We start from the raw sequence: 18,236 nt of genomic DNA on the forward strand, positions 1-18,236 counted from the left end.
GCCCGGCCAGCCGGGCCGGACGTCAGGCGGTCGCGGTGAGCACCCGGACGGCCTCCCGTACGTCGTCGGTGAGGTGGATGCTGCCGGACAGGTCACCGAACGGCGACCCGGCGAACAACGGCCGCAGCAACGACTCGATCGGCAGCTCCCGCGTCCAGTACGCCCGGTCCAGGAAGACGTACGCCCCGCTCGCCCCGTCCGTGCCGTAGTACGTCTTCGTGGCCGCCTGGAACACCTCCTGCACGGTGCCGGCCCGGCCGGGCGCGAAGACGATCCCGCCCCGGGCCAGCCGCAGGATGGTGTCCTCCCGGATGGCGTTGGAGAAGTACTTCGCGATCCGCCCGGCGAACAGGTTCGCCGGTTCGTGCCCGTACAGCCAGGTGGGGATGGCCAGCCCACCGGAACGGGCCCAGTCCAGCCCGGGGCCGCGCTGCTGCGGCACGGTCGCCGTGTAGCGGTCCCGCACCGCCAGCGCGGCGGCCGTGTAGCGGTCGTGGTCGGTGAAGTCGGGGGCCACCGCCAGCAGGTCGATCGCCGTGTTCAGCTCCTGGGCCGGCCAGGCCGACAGGAACGCGCCCAGGTTGGCCGCCTCCATCACCCCGGGCCCGCCGCCGGTCACCACCAGCCGGTCGGCCCGCGCCAGCTCCCAGCCCAGCACCGCCGCCATCCGGTACGGCACACTGCCGCGCGGCACCGCGTGCCCGCCCATCACCCCCACCACCGACTGCGGCCCGTGGGTGGACAGCCAGGTCCGGGTCGCGTCGGCCAGTGCGTTGTCCACACCGTGGTCGTGCAGCCGCTGGCCGAGGGCCTCCTTCACGTCGGGCAGGGCGCCACCGTGGGCGCGGAAATGCTCGTAGACCCGGGTGTCGTACATCCCGGCGAACCCGGCGGCGGCGAACCCCTCGGCCAGGTCGGTCGGGGTGTAGAGGTGGGCCGGCTGGGTCGGGTACGGCAGGCCGGAGAAGGGCGGCACCACGTTCGCCCCGCGCCGGACCAGGTCCGCGCCGACCTCCCGGCCGGCGAAGCGGCAGCCCACGAAGAGGGTGCCGGTCACGTCAGAGGCGGTCAGGTCGGGCACCGGGTCGAGGTCGAGGCGGAGCCCCTGCACGGTCAGCCCGGCGAGGCTGTCGGCGGCCAGGTGCCTGTCGAACTCGGCCCGGGTCTCGATCTCGTCATGACTGGTGTCGTGCGGCGCGATGACGTCCGCCGGAGGTGGGGTGGGCACCCCGCCATCCTGCCCCCACCCCGCCACCGTGCACCGGGGCAGGGGTACCGACGACAGAAGCCCGGCGACCGAGGTCGCCGGGCTTCTGCGTAACCGGGTCCTGGGGAGGCTCCGGACCAATAGTTGTAGTGGAAAATATCTTCGGGTGGCATGGGCCGCAGGGCCGGTACGGTCCGCCGAGGGTTCACCCGACGGGGCCGAGGGTTCACCCGCCAGGGTCCCCGACGTGACGTAGACCTCCACCGTTCAGCCAGCGTACCCACCCGACCCCCTCGCGCCCCCCGGGGCGAAGCGGGTTGAATGGGGCGATGCAGAACCTGTTGCCTGAGCCTCCGGCCACCCTCCTGCCCGCGCACGACGACGCGGACGCCGCGCTGGCCGCCGCCGCGGAGCAGGGCACCGACGAGGCGTACGCCGAGGTCGCGGCCCGCTTCCCGACCCACAGTGCGGCCTGGGCGGCGCTGGCCACCCGGGCCCTGGACGGTGGCCAGGTGGTCGCGGCGTACGCGTACGCCCGTACCGGTTACCACCGTGGCCTGGACCAGTTGCGGCGCAGCGGCTGGAAGGGGCACGGCCCGGTCCCCTGGTCGCACACCCCGAACCGGGGCTTCCTGCGCTGCCTCTACGTCCTGTCCCGGGCGGCCGGGGAGATCGGCGAGGCGGACGAGGCCGCCCGCTGCGCCCAGTTCCTCCGCGACTGCGACCCGGCCGCCGGGGACGCCCTCGCCAGCGCCTGACCGACCGGTCGACGCCGGCCCGCCCCGACAGTTCGTGCGGGGTGGGCCGGCGTCGCCGTTTCCTGCGTGGTGCCGCCGTTTCCCGTGTCGCCGTTTCCCGGGCCGGTCAGAGCCCCTCGGCCACCGCCGCCGCGATCTTCAGCCAGGCGTCCCGGGTGGCCGAGGAGAGCCCGCCGTACCGGATCGGCTCGCCGGTGTCGATCAGCCGCTCGTACGGCGCGAGCAGCACCGCCCTCGTCCGGGCGGCGAAGTGCTCCTGGATGGCCGGCAGGTCGATCTCCTTGCGCGACGGGGGCATCGACACCACCGTCACCGCCTGCCGGACCAGCCGGTGCCGGCCGCTCTGCTCCAGGTGGTCGAGCATCCGGGCGGCCGTCTCCGCCGAGTCGTTACGGGCCGACATGGTCACCACCAACTGGTCGGTGGCGTCCATCGCGGCCTGCCAGTTCTGCGCCCGGACGTTGTTCCCGGTGTCCACGAAGATCAACTTGTAGAACCGGCTCACCACCTCGCGGATCTCGGCGAAAGCCGCCGCCGTCAGCATCTCGCCCCCGGTGGCCGACTCGTCCGAGGCGAGCACGTCGAACATCCCCTCGCCCTGCGAGCGGACGTACTGCGACAGGTCGCCGATCCGGCCGTGCGGCCCCTGGAACTGCCCGAGGTCCCGCAGCATGTCGCGCACCGTACGGGAGTGGAAGTCCTGCTGCGCCCGCATCCCCAGGGTCCCCTGGGTCTCGTTGTTGTCCCAGGCCAGCACGTAACCCCCGCGCTTCTGCCCGAAGGTCATCGCGAGCAGCAGGATGGCCACCGTCTTGCCGGCCCCACCCTTGGGATTGACCACGGTCACCTGGCGCAGCCCGCCGAAGTTGCGGCGCACCATCTCGATGTCCCGCTTCACCTCCTGCTCGTGCTGCCCCGGGGGGAGCTTCACCAGGCCGATCTTGTTCACCATGGCCCGGACGCCCATCGTGGCGATCGGCTCGGCCGGCCGGATCTGCCGGCGGCGGGCGAAGTCCTCGGCGGTCGGCGCGATCCCGCTCTCCGGCGACCATCCCATCTCGGGGTAGCCGGCCGGCGAGAGCGGATCGGGATAGACCGGCGTGGGCGGGGGCGTCCCGCCGGAGGTCGACGGCTCCGGCCAGGACGGCCGGTACCACCCACCGGCGACCTGCTGCCCCGGCGCGGGTGGTTCCGCTGCCGGTTGCGGCCCCGGAGCCGCCTGGCCCGCCGCCTGCTGGGGTCCGGTCTGCTGCCCTGCTGCCTGGTGCGGTCCGGGCACCGGCTGGCCGGGTCCGGGTTGCTGTCCCGGTGCCGGGTACCCGTGGACCGGCTGTTCGGGCAGCGACAGGCCGGGTTCCCACGGCTCGGGCAGCGACAGGTCAGGCGCTGGCGGCTCGGGCCGGGAGAGACCAGGCTCCGGCCGTTCGGGCAGTGGCAGGCCGGCTTCCGGCGGCTCGGGCAGGGACAGGCCGGGTGCCGGCTGGGTGGGCAGCCCGGGGCCGCCGGGGTCCGTCGACTCCGGTCGGAGCGGGCCGGGAACTGCCGACCCGGTTCCGGGCGGATCGAACCGGGTGTCGGCCGGTCCCGCTGCGGTCGGCTCGGGCCGGCCCGGTGCCGTCGGTTCCGGTCGGTCCGGGCCGGTGTCCTCGGGTCGGAACCCTCCCGGGACGCCGGGGCCGGCGGCGGCCGGAGGGGGCGGTGGCGGTCCGGCGGGTGCCGGGTGGGGCGTGCCGTCGGCTGCGGTCGGATGCTCCGGGGCCGGCTGCGGCCCGACGGCGGCGCGGCCCGTGGGCTCGTGCTGTCCACCGGGCAGGTGCGTCGACCCACCGGGTGTGTGCGTCGACCCACCTGGCTCCTGTTCCCGCCCACCGGGCACGTGCACCGGCCCGCCGGGTCCAGGGGCCGCTGCCTGCGGATGGCCGACCCCGCGTACCGGTGCGGTGGCCGGACCGGTGGCCCGGTCGGGCTCGTCGATACCGGTGGAGAGCCGTTGGGGCGGCAACGCCCAGGGTGACTCGCCCCGCCCCGTGTACTGTGCCGGCACCGCCGCCACGACTGCCGGGTCGGCCTCCGGTATCTTGGAGGATTTCGGCCCCGCCGGGGGCCCGAACTTTCCAAGATTCAACTCGGTCGGGTCATCTCCGTGGGCCACGACGCTCCCGTTGCGCGGAGGGGATGGTGGGGCGGGGTGGGACGGGCTGTTCGGCGGGGGCGTCGGAGCAGCCGACGTGGACGGTCCGACCCCGTGACCACCCCCGGCCGGCGGTGCGGCAGCGGTCGACGGGGCGACGGGGGCCGGCGGTGCCGGTGGACCGGCGAGCGACGGGTCCAGCGTGAAGGGCAGGTCGAGATCCACCCGCCCGGTCCGCCCCGGGCCCGTTCCACCGGCCGGTGCGGTCGGCCGGCCCGCGCCGCCACGATCCGCCGGGGCGGCGTACCCGGGAGAGGCGTAGCCGGGTGGGGGGTCGTAGCCGGGGGAGTCGTCGTACCGAGGGGGAAGATGGGTCGGGGGGGTCGGCTCGGGCAGGTCGGGCACCCAGCCGTCACCGGGCGGGCCCCAGCCGCCGTCGGGCGGCAGGGGCGCGACCTCCGCCGCGAGCGACGGGTACGCCGTCGGCGGGTAGACCGGCGTGGGCTCGGCGGCCCAGTGCGGCACCGGCTCGACGGGATCGGGCGGCCAGAGTGGTTCGATGTCCCGCTCCGGCCCCGGCTGCTGGCCGGGCTGCCCCGCCCGGTCGGCGTTGTCGTCCACCACGGATCCTCCCCACTCCTCCCGCCGAGGATAGGCCGTCCCGTTCCCGTTACGCCGGGTGACGGACGCGGGGAGCGGTCAGCCGGTGAAGACCGCCCAGGCCCCGGGCTCGGTCCACCAGGACCGCTTGCGGCTCAGCTCACCCTCGACGCCGTCGTCGAGGAAGGGCACCCGCTCGTCCCGGGGGATCACCGCCACCGCCCGGCCCCGGGCCCGACGGACCTCGTACCTGATCTTCTTCTTCCTACCCAACGTCCGGCGGGTCGGCACGGGAACGGCCACCGCGACCTCCACCCGACCGTCGGCCGGGTCGGGGGCGGTGAGCAGCGGCAGCGAGTCGAGGGTGGCGTAGCCGCCGGCGTTGCCGATCGCGCAGGCCAGGATCGGGTCCGCGCCGTCGGAGAGCACCGCGTCGTCCACCTCGACCCGGCCACGCCAGTGCAGCGGGCGGCCCGCCTCGTCGGCGGCACCGAGCAACGCCCCGTCCAGGGTCACCGAACCGCCGTCGTTACGCAGCAGGTCGAGCCGGCGTACCCCGCCGTCGAGCACGGCCGCCGCCACCGCCGCCGGGTCCCGGGGCAGGCCGAGCTGCGCGGCCAGGTCCCGGTGCGGGCCACCCCGGGCCGGATCGAGCGGGAGTACGCCGATCGGCGGCAGGTCGGGCACCGTACGGTTCCCGGCCAACTCGGCGGGACGGCGGCTGGGCGGTGGGGCGTACCGGCGGACGAGCCGACGCACGACGGCGCGCAACTGGGCGTCGCTGGCGACGGCGACGACCAGCCGGACCTTGCTGTCCGGGTCGGGCCAGGCGAGGCCGTCGGGGCGGGCCGGGGCGTCCAGCCGGGCCAGCACCTCGTCGACCTCGGCGTCGGAGCGGGCGACGACGGTCTCCACCCGGGCGCCCCGCGCGGTCAGCGCGTCCGCGCAGGTCAGCACCGGTACGCGCGGCGTCTCGCAGCGCTCACCGTCCTGCGGCCCGGCCGGTTTCCCGGTGGCCTCGGGAGCACCGCCGCAGCAGGCGTCACCGCTGCCGCAGCCCCCGCCGGGAGCGTCCCGCTCGGAGCCGAGGGTGAGCAGCACCACGTCGTACACTCCGGGCCTCCTGCCTCGCGACGTGAACCCCTGCCGGCCACGCCGTTTCTACTTGTTAGCCTGACACCCCGGGCTCGCCAACCGGTCGCCACCTGGCACCCGAGCCTTCTGGAGGCGGACAAGATGCCAGCGATCGTGCTCATCGGCGCTCAGTGGGGCGACGAGGGCAAGGGCAAGGTTACCGACCTGCTGGGTGAGCGGGTCGACTACGTCGTGCGCTACTCCGGCGGCAACAACGCCGGCCACACGGTGATCACGCCGGACGGGCAGAAGTACGCGCTGCACCTGATGCCGTCAGGCGCGCTCTCCCCGAGCGCGATGATCGTCATCGGCAACGGGGTGGTGGTCGACCCGAAGGTGCTGCTCGCCGAGATCGACGGGCTCGCCGAGCGGGGGGTGGACGTGTCCCGGCTGCGGATCTCCGGCGACGCGCACCTGATCATGCCGCACCACCGGGCGCTGGACCGGGTGGTGGAGCGCTACCTCGGCTCGGCCCGGATCGGCACCACCGGGCGCGGTATCGGCCCGGCGTACGGCGACAAGGTCGCCCGGATGGGCATCCGGCTCCAGGACCTGCTCGACCCGGGCATCCTGCGCAAGAAGCTGGAACTCGCGTTGCGCGAGAAGAACCAGCTGCTGTTCAAGGTCTACAACCGCAAGGCGATCGACGTCGACGAGACCGTCGAGGAGTACCTGCGGTACGCCGAGCGGCTGCGGCCGTACATCGCCGAGACCCGGGTGATGCTCTGGGACGCCCTGGACCGGGGCGAGACGGTGCTGCTGGAGGGTGCCCAGGCCACCATGCTGGACATGGACCACGGCACGTACCCGTTCGTGACCTCGTCGAACCCGACGGCCGGTGGGGCGTGCGTGGGTGCCGGCATCCCGCCCACCGCGATCAACAGGGTGATCGCGGTGAGCAAGGCGTACACCACGCGGGTGGGGTCGGGCCCGTTCCCGACCGAGCTGTTCGACGACAACGGCCAGCACCTGCGCAAGGTCGGCCACGAGTACGGCACCACCACCGGCCGGGAACGCCGGTGCGGCTGGTTCGACGCCGTCGTGGCCCGGTACGCGTGCCGCCTCAACGGCGTCACCGACCTGGTCGTCACCAAGCTGGACGTGCTCACCGGCCTGCCCAAGGTCCCGCTCTGCGTCGGGTACGAGATCAACGGCGAGCGGTTCGACGACATGCCGATGACGCAGACCGACTTCCACCACGCCACCCCGATCTACGAAGAGCACGACGGTTGGTGGGAGGACATCAGCAAGGCCCGTACCGAGGACGAACTGCCGGACAACGCCCGCCGCTACATCGCCCGCATCGAGGAGATCACCGGCACCCGGGTCAGCGTGGTGGGCGTGGGCCCCGGCCGCGAGGAGAACGTCGTCCGCCACCCCCTCCTCCCCTGATCTGCCCCCTCCGCCCTCCCCTCCCCTCCCCGTCCCGCTGCGCCCCGTCCCGCTGGCCCCGGTGATCAAGAGGTTTGCGTCACGGATTCGCCTTCCGGTGACGCAAACCTCTTGATCACCTGTGGAAACCCGGGGGTTGTCCACAGGGTTATCCACAGGGGTGGAAGTGGGGGTGGGTGGGGCGTGAGGGTGGCGGGGTGATGCCGCTCGAAATTCTCCGTCGGGTCGCCCTCGGGCAGGACGGCATGGTCACCACGTCGCAGGCCCTCGCGGCCGGGCTGACCCGGGACCACGTCCGGCAGCTCTGCCGCTCCGGCCGGTGGACGCGACTGTCCCGTGGCTGCTACGCCCCCGCCGGGCAGCCACCGGACGCGGTCGCCCGCCGGGCCCGCATCCGGGCGGCGGTGACGAGCCTCGGCCCCGGAGCCTTCGCCGTCCTCGACAGCGCCCTCACGCTGCACGACATCGCCGGGCCGCGCCGACCCGCCGTCCACGTGTCGGTGCCGGTGGACCGGCCCCGGCCGCAACGGCACACCGACCCCACGCTCGTCGTCCACCAGCTCACCGTGGCCCCGGGCGACGTCGTCGACGTGGCCGGCATCCCCGCGACCTCGCCGTTGCGCACGGTGACGGACATGATTCTCCGGCTCGACCGGTACCCGGCGGTTTCCGTGCTCGACTCGGCACTGAACCGGGGGCTCGTCACCCCGGATGACCTGGCGACCGCGCCGGCGCTCGTCCGGGGTCGCCGGGGTGCCCCGGCCGCCCGCAGTCACCTCGCCGAGGTGGACGGTCGCGCCCAGTCGCCGCTGGAAACCTGGTCGCGGCTGCGCTGCATCGACGGTGGAGTCCCGCCCGACGTGCTGCAACAGGAGGTCCGGGACGGGGACGGTCACCTGCTCGGCATCGGTGACCTCGGGTGGCGGGCGGCGCGGTTGATCGCCGAGGCCGACGGGGTGGGCCCACACGGCACCCCGGAAGCCCTGTTCGCCGACCGCCGCCGGCAGAATCTCCTGGTCAACGCGGGTTGGCGGGTGCTCCGGTTCACCTGGTCCGACGCGCTGCGCCCGGACTACATCCCGCACACCGTCCGTCAGGCCATGGCCCTCACCCGCTCCCGCCCCTAGGCCCTCGACGCCGCGCCGCTCCCGCCCCACGCCTCCCCTTCCTCTCGTCCCTCCCTCGGCCGGTGATCAAGAGGTTTGCGTCAGTTGATCAAGAGGTTTGCGTCAAAGTTGATCTTCAACGTGACGCAAACCTCTTGATCACCGGGGAGAGCCGGGGGGAGAGCCGGGGAGAGGGCGAGCGGGGGCGAGCGGGGGCGGGGCGGCGCGGGGGCAGGGGGGTGGTGGGTAGGATTCGTCGCCGTGCGCGTACTTCTTCTGGGTGGTGGCGGGCGGGAGCATGCGCTCGCGCTGGGGTTGGTCGAGGATCCGGCTGTCGAGGTCCTGTTCGCGGCGCCCGGTAACCCGGGGATCGCGGGTGTGGCGGAACTGCGACAGGTCGATCCGGTCGATCCCGCCGCGGTGGCCGGGTTGGCGGTGGAGGTCGGTGCCGACCTGGTGGTGATCGGGCCGGAGGCACCGCTGGTCGCGGGGGTCGCCGACGCGGTACGCGCCAAGGGCGTCCCCGTCTTCGGTCCGTCGGCCGCAGCGGCCCGGTTGGAGGGCTCCAAGACCTTCGCGAAGGAGGTCATGACGGCGGCCGGGGTGCCGACCGCCCGCGCGTACACCTGCACGGACGCGGAGAGCGTCGGACGGGCGTTGGACGAGTTCGGCACGCCGTACGTGGTGAAGAACGACGGGCTGGCGGCCGGCAAGGGCGTGGTGGTCACCGACGACCGGGCCGCCGCGCTGCGGCACGCGCAGGAGTGCGGCCGGGTGGTGATCGAGGAGTACCTCTCCGGCCCCGAGGTGTCCCTGTTCGTGGTGACCGACGGCGAGGCCGCCGTACCGCTGCTGCCGGCGCAGGACTTCAAGCGGGCCGGCGACGGCGACAGCGGCCCGAACACCGGCGGCATGGGGGCGTACGCGCCGCTGCCGTGGGCACCGCCGGGCCTGGTGGACGAGGTGATGGCTGACGTGGTCCACCCGACGCTGGCCGAGATGCGCCGCCGGGGCACCCCGTTCGCCGGACTGCTCTACGTCGGGCTGGCGCTCACCGCCGCCGGCCCCCGGGTGATCGAGTTCAACGCCCGCTTCGGCGACCCGGAGACCCAGGTGGTGCTGGCGCTGCTGGAGACCCCGCTCGGCGGGCTGCTGCACGCCGCCGCGACGGGCACGCTGGCCGCGCACCCGCCGCTGCGCTGGCGGGACGGCGCGGCCGTCACCGTCGTGGTCGCCGCCGAGGGCTACCCGGCCACCCCGCGTACCGGTGACGTGATCACCGGCGCCGACCACCCGGGCGTCATCCACTCCGGCACCGCCCGCCGGGCCGCCGACGGCGCGTTGCTCTCCGCCGGCGGCCGGGTCCTCTGCGGTACGGCCACCGGCCCGGACCTGACCGCCGCCCGCGACGCCGCCTACGCCCTGGTACGCGGCATCGAACTGGCCGGCTCGCACCACCGCAACGACATCGCCGCCACCGCGATCGACGGCCGGATCACCGTCCCGGACTGACGACCCCCGCCGGCCCGACCGGCTCCCGACCGCCGGGCGGCACCTCAGAGCAGGGACAGGGCGGCGGCGATCACCCGTTGGGCGGTGGCGCTGAGTTCCTCGCCCTTGGCGTCGGTGCTGGTGATCGAGTACTCCACCCGGAACCGGCCGTCGCGGGTGGAGGCGACCCCGGCGAGGTAGCCGTACCGGGAACCGGTCTTGATCCACAGGGTTTCGCCGTCGGGCAGCGGGAACGCGGTGAGTCCGGCGCTGTAGCGGGCCGGCCCGCCGCCGACGTCCGGGACACCCGGCAGGGTGAACATCGTGCCGAGCTGGGCCGACGGCACCACCCGGCCGGCGAACAGCGCGGTGAGGAAGGTGTCCAGGTCGGTCAGGCTGGAGATGACGTTGCCGGCGGCCGGGGTGAAGGTCTGGCTCCAGGTGGTGGCGTCGACCAGTTCGGTCCGACCGTCGCGGACGACGGCCTGGTAGCCGTGGGCGTGCGGGCCCCGGATGCGCGGGTCGTCGCCCGGCGCGTACGTGTCCTTCAGGCCGAGCGGTCGGGCGATGCGCCGGTCCAGTTCCGTCGCGTACGGGCGGCCGGTGACCTTCTCGATGAGCAGCCCGGCGACGATGTAACCCATGTTGGTGTAGTGCTGCCTCGTGCCGGGGTCGAACTCGCGGGGGTTGTCCAGCCCGAGCCGGACCAGCTGTCGTGGGGTCCACCTGTCGTACCGGTGGGCGAGTTGCCACTCGATGTCGTCCGGCACGACGGGGCTGGGCAGGCCGCTGGTGTGGTCGAGCAGTTGCCGGACGCTGACCGGCGGGTAGTCGGCGGGGAGCAGCCCGGGGAGGAGCCGTTGCACCGTCGCGTCGAGGTCGATCCGGCCCTCGGCCACGAGTTGCAGCACGATGGCGGCGGTGAACGCCTTGGTGACGCTGCCGACCCGGAACCGGGCGTGCGGCGGCACGGGGGTCTGGCCGCGCAGGTCCCGCACGCCGGTGCTGCCGGTCCAGCAGCCGTCCGGGGTGGTGATCCGGATCTGGGCGCTGGTCGCGTCGGCGTCGGGTAACCCGGCTATCGCCTGCCGGACGGGGGTCGGGTCGAGGGTGCCGGGTCGGCAGCCCGCAGCCCCGCGCCGGTCACCGGCGGAGGCGGGAGACGGTACGGGGGCGGCGACGGCGAGCAGGGCACCGAGCGTCGTGGCGACGAGCACGGCCCGGCTATTCATGATCTTCATGGCGTCGAGCCTGCCGGTCGCGGGGAGCGACGACATCGGGGAGAGTCCCCCGCCGCACCCCGATCGTCGGCTCGGGGGGACCACCGGGGAGGATCAGCCGTAGTAGCGGCGGAGTTCGCGGGTGAGCACCTTGCCGGTGGCGTTGCGCGGCAGGTACTTCACGAAGATCACGTCCCGGGGTACGGAGAACCGGGCCAGGTAGCGTCGGACGTACTCGCGTACCGCCTCGGGGTCGAGGGTCTCGCCGGGGTGCAGGGCGAGGAACGCGGCCAGCCGTTGCCCGTACTGCGGGTCCGGCACGCCGAGCACGGCGGCCTCGCGGACCTGCGGCAGCCGGGCGAGCAGGTCCTCCAGCTCGGACGGGAACACGTTCTCCCCGCCGGAGACGATCATGTCGTCGGCACGGCCGTCGACGAAGAGCAGCCCGTCGGCGTTGACCCGGCCGAGGTCACCGGTGTCGAGCAGCCCGTCGTGGGTCTCCCGGCGGGCCCCCGAGGTGTAGCCCTCGAAGAGCATCTCGTTGCCGACGAAGATCCGGCCGACCCGCCCGGCCGGCACCGGCTTCCCGTCGTCGTCGAGGATCTCCAGGCGGGTGCCGTGCGGGGGGCGGCCGGCGGTGGTGGGGGCCCGGCGCAGCTCGGCGGGGCCGGCGATGGCGGCCCAGGAGACCTCGGTCGAGCCGTACAGGTTGTAGAGGACGTCGCCGTAGGTGTCCATGAAGCGGGTGGTGAGGCCGCCGGGCAGCGCCGAGCCGCTGACCGCGACCACCTTCAGCGCCGGCCGGGGCTCCGGCGGCGGCACGTCGAGCAGGCGCTGCACCATCACCGGTACGGCGAACAGCGCCTGACACCGGTGCGTCACGAGCGCGGCCAGCGTGGCGGCCGGGTCGAACCGGCGGTGCAGCACGATGCTGGCGCGCAGCGCGAAGGCGACCTGGAGTGCCGCGTATCCCCAGGTGTGGAAGATCGGGGCGGCGATCAGCACGGTGTCGTGGGTGTGCAGCGGGATGCGGTCGATGATGGACACCAGCGGGCCGAAACCGGGCGGGACGGGCCGGCGGGCCCCCTTGGGTGTGCCGGTGGTGCCGGAGGTCAGCACGATGGTCCGGCCGTCCTGGGCGGGCGGGGTGAGCCGGTCGCCGGGGAGCGCGGCGGCGATCAGGTCGTCGAGGCCGGGTTCGTCGACCCGGTGCACCTCGGCGGGGACACCCAGGACCCGCTCGGCGAACTCGGTGTCGTGCACCAGCACCCGCAGCCGTTGCTCCTCGGCGACGGTGGCGAGCTGCGCGGCGGACAGCCCGGTGTTGACCAGCACCGCGTCGGCGCCGAGCAGGGTGGCGGCGACGATGCCCTCGATGAGCCCGTGGTGGTTGCGGCACAGCAACCCGACCCGGTCCCCGGCCTGTACGCCGAGCACGCTGCGCATCGACCGGGCGAGCCGTTCGGCCCGGTGGAGCAGTTCCCGGTAGGTGAGTTCGTGGCCGTGCTCGTCGACGACGGCGACCCGGCCGGGGTCGCGGGCGGCGGCCTGCCGCAGTTCGCCGGCCATGCCCCAGCCCCACCGGCGCAGCGCGGTGAGTTGCGAGGCGACCCGGACGGGACGTCCGGGGGTGAGCAGTCCCCGCCTGGTCAGTGTGGCCACGATGAACGGCAGGTCCATCCGGCGACCTCCTTCGGGGTACGACGTGGGGCCCGGCCGGGGCCTCACCAGGGATTCCTTTCCGATCATGCGTCGTCGCCGGCCGACCGCCCAGTCGGCGTCGCCCGTGGTGGACGGGCGGTGACCGGGCGGTCGACCGGTGGCGACGGTCAGCGGATCTGGACGCCGGAGATGGCCCGGGAGATGACCAGCCGTTGGATCTCGGAGGTGCCCTCGAAGATGGTGTAGATCTTGGCGTCCCGGTACCAGCGTTCGACCGGGTGGTCACGCAGGAAGCCGGCCCCGCCGAGGAGCTGCACCGCCTTGTCGGTCACCGCGACGGCCACCTCGCCCGCCTTGAGCTTGGACATCGAGCCCTCGCCGGCGGTGAACGGCCGGTTGTTGCGGCCCATCCAGGAGGCCCGCCAGACCAGCAGCCGGGCGGCGTCGATCTCCATCTTCATGTCGGCCAGCGCGAACGCGACGGCCTGGTTCTCGATGATCGGCCGGCCGAACTGGACCCGGTCCTTCGCGTAGTCGAGGGCGTACTCGTAGGCGGCGCGGGCGACGCCGAGCGCCTGTGCGCCGACGGTCGGCCGGGACAGTTCGAAGGTGCGCATCGCGGCCTGGCCGCTGGCCCGCCGGCCGGACCGGGCGCGGGCCAGCCGCTCGTCCAGCGCGTCCTTCCCGCCGAGCAGGCAGCGTCCGGGCACCCGGACGTCGTCGAGGAAGACGTCGGCGGTGTGCGAGGCGCGCAGTCCCAGTTTCTTCAGCTTGCGGGTCGCGTGCAGCCCGGCCGTCCCCGGCGGTACGATGAACGCGGCCTGCCCGCGCGAGCCCAGCTCGGGCGCGACGGAGGCGGTGACCACGTGCACCCCGGCGATCCCGCCGTTGGTGGCGTACGCCTTCTGCCCGCTCAGCACCCACTCGTCGGTGGCCTCGTCGTAGCCGGCGCGGGTACGCATGGCCGCGACGTCGGAGCCGGCCTCCGGTTCGGTGGTGCAGAACGCGGCGACGGCGGGTTCGTCGACGGTGCCGAAGCACTGCGGCACCCATTCGACGAGCTGGTCGGGGGTGCCGGCGCCGTAGATGGCGGCGACGGCGAGCGAGCTGCCGAAGATGCTCAGCCCGATGCCGGCGTCGCCCCAGAAGAGTTCCTCACTGGCGATCGGCAGGGACAGCCCGGTGGGGTCGGCCCAGCAGGTGGCGAGGAACTCGAAGCCGTACAGGCCGATCTTCGCCGCTTCCTGGATGACCGGCCAGGGGGTTTCCTCCCGGGCGTCCCACTCGGCGGCGGCCGGGCGCACGACCTCGGCGGCGAAGCCGTGCACCCAGTCCCGCAGGTCCCGCTGTTCCTCGTTCAGGTCGAGCGAGAACTCGGCCATCGTCAGGCCTTGGGGATGTCGAACAGGTTGGCGATGTTGGCGGCCAGGCCCAGGTCACCCTTGGCCTTGAGCTTGCCGGTCATGAACATCATCACCGGGTTGGCCCCGCCGGAGACGATCTTCAGGAACTCGACCGGGCCCATGCTGAGGGTGAGCTTCGGGTCGCGGGTGGGGGTCTCCGAGACGGTGCAGGTGCCGTTCTCGATGACGATCTCGTAGGTGTCGCTGCCGCCGTCGGGCCGGCCGGTGATGTTCCAGTGGATGACCGCGCTGGTGGCGCCGGCGCGGTCGGCGCGGAAGATCTGCGGCATCCGGCCGAAGACCTCGCTGAGCACCTTGCCGCGCAGGTCGCCGGACATCACCTCGGCGATCTTGTCGTCCGGGGTGGACTTGACCAGCTGGGCGAACTCCTTGGGGCCGTAGTTGGCGAAGTTGGCCGGGTCGAAGTCAGTCATGGAAATTGCACCTCTCGGGGCGGACCGGTTCTGGTTACTCTAGCGTAACCTTACGCACGAGTAGGTATGCTCGCAAGGGTGTCCAGCACGCCGAGCTTCAAGCGCCTCCCCCGGGCCGTACGCGAGCAGCAGATGCTCGACGCGGCCGTCAAGGTCTTCTCCCGGCGCGGCTTCCACGCCGCCAGCATGGACGAGATCGCCGAGGACGCGGGCATCTCCAAACCGATGGTCTACGCCTACCTCGGCACCAAGGAGGAACTCTTCATCGCCTGCCTGCACCGGGAGACCGCCCGGATGATGCTGGCGATCGCCGGGGCCGCCGCCCCCGACCTCCCGCCCGACCAGCGGCTCTGGCGCGGCCTGCGGGCCTTCTTCGGCTTCGTCGGGGCGCACCGCGACGGCTGGGCCGTGCTCTACCGGCAGGCCCGCGGCTCCCAGCCGTTCGCCGCCGAGCTGGCCGCGATGCGCGCCCGGCTGGTCGACGTGGTCGCCGGGATGCTCGACCACGCGCTGCGCGCCCGGGACCGGGAGGTCGCCGCGACCGAACTGGAGGTCGTCGCGTACGCCCTGGTCGGCGCGAGCGAGTCGCTGGCCGACTGGCTCGCCGACCACCCGGAGGCCGAGCCGGAGAAGACCGCCACCCGGATGATGAACGTCGCCTGGCTCGGCGCGGCCCAACTCCTCGACGGGGTCACCTGGCGTCCCCCGGCGGACTGACGCCCCACCGGCGGGGTCAGCGGTGGGTGGCGGCGCGGTGGCGGGCCCGGTGACGCAGCCAGCGGACCAGCTCCAACAGCCCGGTGACGGCCAGCGACAGCCCGACGCCGACGAGCAGCCCCCGGACCGGGTCCCGCTCGAAGGCCAGCCCGCCGAAATATCCGAGCAGCCCGCAGTACAGGCCCCAGACGACGGCGGCGACGGTATCGAAGAGCAGGAAACGGGGCAGCGGGTAGCGCACCGCGCCCATGGTGAGCGTGACGGCCGTACGACCGCCCGGGACGAACCGGGAGGTGGTGAGGATCGAGCCGCCCCGCCGGTCCACCGCCCGGCGGGCCCAGTCCGACCCGGTCCGGCGGCGACTGCCGTCGGGCAGCCGGGCCAGCCGGTGCGCGCCCCCGCCCCGGCCGATGCCGTACGAGGCGTGGTCGCCGACGAGCGCGCCCACCGTCGCCGCCGCGATCACCGCGGTCAGGTTCGGCTCGCCGGTGGCGGCGAAGACCCCGGCGGTGATCACCACGGTCTCGCCCGGCACGACCGGGAAGAACGCGTCGACCGCGGTCACCACGAAGATCACCAGGTACACCCAGGGCGAGGTGACGGTGTGGTGGAGCAGGTCGAGCACCGACTGCATGCCCTCATGCTCGACGCTGGGCCGCCGGCCGGGGGCCCAGTCGCCGGATCAGGCCGCCGCCCCGGTCGTCGGATCAGCTCACCCGCTGGGGAGCCGGCAGCGGATCGGCGGCCGACCGGCCGTGCTCCCGCTTGTCGGCGGCGGTGGGGCCGTGCGAGGTGAGCACCACCGGGGCGGCCAGCGCCTCGGACACCGCCGCCGGCCAGTCGGTCGGCGGGGCGTCGTACACCGGGCGGGTCCGCAGCAGGCGGGCGGTGAGGGCCGCCTGCCGCTCCAGGTCGCCGGGCGGGCCGGGGCGCAACCGGTCGATGCCGTCGTAGCGGCGGCACAGCTTCAGCGCCGGGCGGGCCGGGCCGGGGCGGGTCAGGTCGAGGTGGGTGAGGGCGAGGCCGTCCACCCCGCCGGCCACGTCCAGGGCGTACCGGTGGGCGACGGCGTCGAAGTGGCCGAACCGGAACCGGCCCTGCCACGGGTTGGTCGGGTTGCGCGGGTCGGTCAACGGCAGCGTCCGGTCCTCGGTGACCAGCGGACCGGGCCCGTGCCGGGTGGTCACCGTCCGCACCACCCCCAGCCGGTACGCCGCCCCGGCCGCCCCCGCCTCGGCGAGCAGCGCCTCGGCGTTGGCGAAGGTGGTGGTGCTCCACGTGGTGTACGGGTGGAAGCCGTGCCATTCGTCCAGCAGCACCCCCTGCGCACCCTCGAACACCACAGTCCCCGCCCGCAGCACCCCGGCCAGGTACGACCGGTCGACGATCGCCACCCGGTCGGCGAAGCCGGTGAACGCCGGCAGGCAGTCCGCCACCGGCGGGGCGTCCAGCGGGCCGAGTTCGGCGGTCAACCGGTCCCGCAGCGCGGTGAGCCGGCGGCGCAGCAGCTCCCGGTCCCGGCAGTCGGCCACCCGGGGTGCCTCGTCGGGGTGGGCGAGCCCGTACCGGACGGACTCGCCCACCCCCAACCCGCAGGAGCCGTGCCGGTCGGCCCCCCGGGCGATCTCCCGGAGCCGGTTCGCGGCCCGGTGGTACGGCGTGGCCAGCAGCGCCTCCCCGTCGACGGTCAGCCGGTCGAGGGCGTCGGGCACCCCGACCGAGGCGAGGTGGTCGGCCTCGGCGGCCAGCGCCAGCGGGTCCACCACCTGCTGCCGGGCCAGGTGGGTACGCACCTCCGGGCGGAACGTCCCCGCCCCGAACTGGGCGAACGTGTGGTGCCTGCCGTCGGGCAGCACCACGTTGTGGGCGGCCTGCGCACCCCCGTTGAACCGCACCACGGTGTGCACGTGGCGGGTCGCGCAGAGCCAGTCCACGACGGTGCCCTTGCCGGCGTCGCCGTAACCGAGGTCGACCACGATCACGTGCCGGCCGGGCTGTCCGGGGTCGGGGAGGCCGGTCACAGCCGGGTCACCCCACCGGTCCGGCGCGACGCGGTGGGCAGCGTGGAGACCTCGGCGCGCCGGCCGCCGCCCAGCGTGGCCAGCGCCTTCGACACGGTACGGCCGGCGGTGGAGCCGGCCCGGTCCAGGTCGCGCAGCCCCTCGTCCAGGTCGATGGCCTGCTCGCCGAGGCCGACGGTGAGCGCGATGGTCTCGCAGACCGCGTCCAGGTCGTCGAGGACGACGGCGCGCTGCCCGAGCAGGTCCCGCCAGAAGTCGAGCACCTTGGCGTTGCCGGCGTAGTGGCTGCCGGCGGGGAGCAGGTAGTAGGTGTCCCAGCGGCGGGTCACCTCGTCGACGATCTGCCGCAGCGGCACGTCCTCGCCGAGGTCGTCGCCGATCAGCCGGCTCACCTCCCGCCGGCTGACCCGGGGGTACGCCAGCTCGTCGCCGATGATGAACAGGTAGCCGCGCCGGCCCCGCTTCTCCCAGCTGTCGGTGACCGTGTGCCGGGCCATGAAGTACATCGCCAGCTCGTACGACTCGGTCATCTGACCGCCGCCGCCGCCCTCCAGCACGATCCGGCCGAGGTCCTCGTCCATCCGGTTGTCCGACTCGAACTGCCCCACCTGCAACGGCACCCGGTCGCAGGTGGCGTCGCCGATCGCGCCGAACAGCACCTGCGGGTCGCGGGCGTAGCCCTGGCGCAGCAGCAGGCCGAGCAGCTGCGGCAGCTTGGCCTGGAGGGTGCGGGGCACGGTCCCCATCGAACCGGTCACGTCGAACAGCACCGCGATGGGTGTCGACTGCGGGTGCTCGGCCGAGTCCCGGCTCTCCCGGACCGCGCCGCGCGGGTCGAGCGCCGGGTGCACGGTCCGGGCCCCGCTGTCGCTGTAGGAGAAGGCGCCCCTGCCCTTCTTCTTCCGGTAGCGGTCGGCGGCGTCGTACACGTCGGTGGACCAGATTCCGCTGCCCATGGCA

The 18,236-nt window shown here is 74.0% G+C and carries 15 protein-coding genes; 5 read left to right on the top strand and 10 right to left on the bottom strand.

What is annotated here, in order from left to right:
- Window positions 1–22 precede the first annotated feature (22 nt).
- Window positions 23–1,228 carry an LOG family protein gene (locus FJK98_RS00835; RefSeq protein WP_194821034.1) on the bottom strand — a complete coding sequence of 402 codons (1,206 nt, stop codon included), beginning with the start codon at window positions 1,226–1,228 and terminating at the stop codon, window positions 23–25.
- A 308-nt stretch (window positions 1,229–1,536) separates the two neighbouring features.
- Between FJK98_RS00835 and FJK98_RS00840 the strand changes: the two genes are divergently transcribed.
- The gene (locus tag FJK98_RS00840; RefSeq protein WP_145917298.1) at window positions 1,537–1,965 is read left to right on the top strand and encodes a DUF3151 domain-containing protein; all 429 of its coding nucleotides are present in this window, start codon (window positions 1,537–1,539) and stop codon (window positions 1,963–1,965) included.
- 106 nt (window positions 1,966–2,071) lie between these two features.
- Here the strand turns inward: FJK98_RS00840 and FJK98_RS33770 are convergent, their stop codons facing one another.
- Both FJK98_RS33770 and FJK98_RS00850 read right to left on the bottom strand, forming a co-directional pair.
- Window positions 2,072–3,778 (bottom strand): chromosome partitioning protein, encoded by a 1,707-nt coding sequence (locus FJK98_RS33770; protein ID WP_370517061.1) that lies wholly within the window; start codon window positions 3,776–3,778, stop codon window positions 2,072–2,074.
- A 1,017-nt stretch (window positions 3,779–4,795) separates the two neighbouring features.
- Window positions 4,796–5,809 (bottom strand): hypothetical protein, encoded by a 1,014-nt coding sequence (locus FJK98_RS00850; RefSeq protein WP_145917299.1) that lies wholly within the window; start codon window positions 5,807–5,809, stop codon window positions 4,796–4,798.
- Window positions 5,810–5,932: 123 nt separating this feature from the next.
- On the opposite strand from FJK98_RS00850, the gene FJK98_RS00855 reads away from it, so the two are divergent.
- The 3 genes from FJK98_RS00855 (at window position 5,933) to purD (ending at window position 9,840) form a co-directional block, all read left to right on the top strand.
- On the top strand, window positions 5,933–7,222 hold the full coding sequence (locus FJK98_RS00855; RefSeq protein WP_145917300.1) for an adenylosuccinate synthase: 1,290 nt from the start codon (window positions 5,933–5,935) through the stop codon (window positions 7,220–7,222).
- 200 nt (window positions 7,223–7,422) lie between these two features.
- Window positions 7,423–8,349: a type IV toxin-antitoxin system AbiEi family antitoxin domain-containing protein gene (locus FJK98_RS00860; protein WP_145917301.1), complete on the top strand. Its 927-nt coding sequence runs from the start codon at window positions 7,423–7,425 to the stop codon at window positions 8,347–8,349.
- Between the two features lie 240 nt (window positions 8,350–8,589).
- On the top strand, window positions 8,590–9,840 hold the full coding sequence (purD, locus tag FJK98_RS00865) for a phosphoribosylamine--glycine ligase (RefSeq protein ID WP_145917302.1): 1,251 nt from the start codon (window positions 8,590–8,592) through the stop codon (window positions 9,838–9,840).
- 44 nt (window positions 9,841–9,884) lie between these two features.
- Here the strand turns inward: purD and FJK98_RS00870 are convergent, their stop codons facing one another.
- From FJK98_RS00870 to FJK98_RS00885, 4 genes are all read right to left on the bottom strand, one after another.
- Window positions 9,885–11,060: a serine hydrolase gene (locus tag FJK98_RS00870; protein WP_205789346.1), complete on the bottom strand. Its 1,176-nt coding sequence runs from the start codon at window positions 11,058–11,060 to the stop codon at window positions 9,885–9,887.
- 93 nt (window positions 11,061–11,153) lie between these two features.
- Window positions 11,154–12,719, bottom strand: coding sequence for an AMP-binding protein (locus FJK98_RS00875; protein ID WP_145917303.1), 1,566 nt, complete (start codon window positions 12,717–12,719; stop codon window positions 11,154–11,156).
- A gap of 149 nt (window positions 12,720–12,868) precedes the next feature.
- Complete coding sequence (locus tag FJK98_RS00880; RefSeq protein WP_145917304.1) at window positions 12,869–14,083, bottom strand: acyl-CoA dehydrogenase family protein; 1,215 nt, start codon at window positions 14,081–14,083, stop codon at window positions 12,869–12,871.
- 2 nt (window positions 14,084–14,085) lie between these two features.
- Window positions 14,086–14,538 carry an SCP2 sterol-binding domain-containing protein gene (locus FJK98_RS00885; protein ID WP_145917305.1) on the bottom strand — a complete coding sequence of 151 codons (453 nt, stop codon included), beginning with the start codon at window positions 14,536–14,538 and terminating at the stop codon, window positions 14,086–14,088.
- Window positions 14,539–14,616: 78 nt separating this feature from the next.
- Here FJK98_RS00885 and FJK98_RS00890 point away from each other — a divergent pair, with 78 nt between their 5' ends.
- On the top strand, window positions 14,617–15,255 hold the full coding sequence (locus tag FJK98_RS00890; protein WP_194821032.1) for a TetR/AcrR family transcriptional regulator: 639 nt from the start codon (window positions 14,617–14,619) through the stop codon (window positions 15,253–15,255).
- Window positions 15,256–15,271: 16 nt separating this feature from the next.
- Here the strand turns inward: FJK98_RS00890 and FJK98_RS00895 are convergent, their stop codons facing one another.
- The 3 genes from FJK98_RS00895 to FJK98_RS00905 form a co-directional block, all read right to left on the bottom strand.
- Complete coding sequence (locus FJK98_RS00895; protein WP_145917307.1) at window positions 15,272–15,889, bottom strand: DedA family protein; 618 nt, start codon at window positions 15,887–15,889, stop codon at window positions 15,272–15,274.
- Window positions 15,890–15,962: 73 nt separating this feature from the next.
- A complete protein-coding gene (locus FJK98_RS00900) occupies window positions 15,963–17,276 on the bottom strand; it encodes an adenylosuccinate synthetase (RefSeq protein ID WP_145917308.1) in 1,314 nt (437 codons plus the stop codon).
- On the bottom strand, window positions 17,273–18,232 hold the full coding sequence (locus tag FJK98_RS00905; RefSeq protein ID WP_145917309.1) for a hypothetical protein: 960 nt from the start codon (window positions 18,230–18,232) through the stop codon (window positions 17,273–17,275). The genes FJK98_RS00900 and FJK98_RS00905 overlap by 4 nt, the downstream gene beginning before the upstream one ends.
- Between the last annotated feature and the right edge of the window lie 4 nt (window positions 18,233–18,236).

This window comes from Micromonospora sp. HM134 (genome assembly GCF_007833915.1).
Classification (GTDB): domain Bacteria; phylum Actinomycetota; class Actinomycetes; order Mycobacteriales; family Micromonosporaceae; genus Micromonospora; species Micromonospora wenchangensis.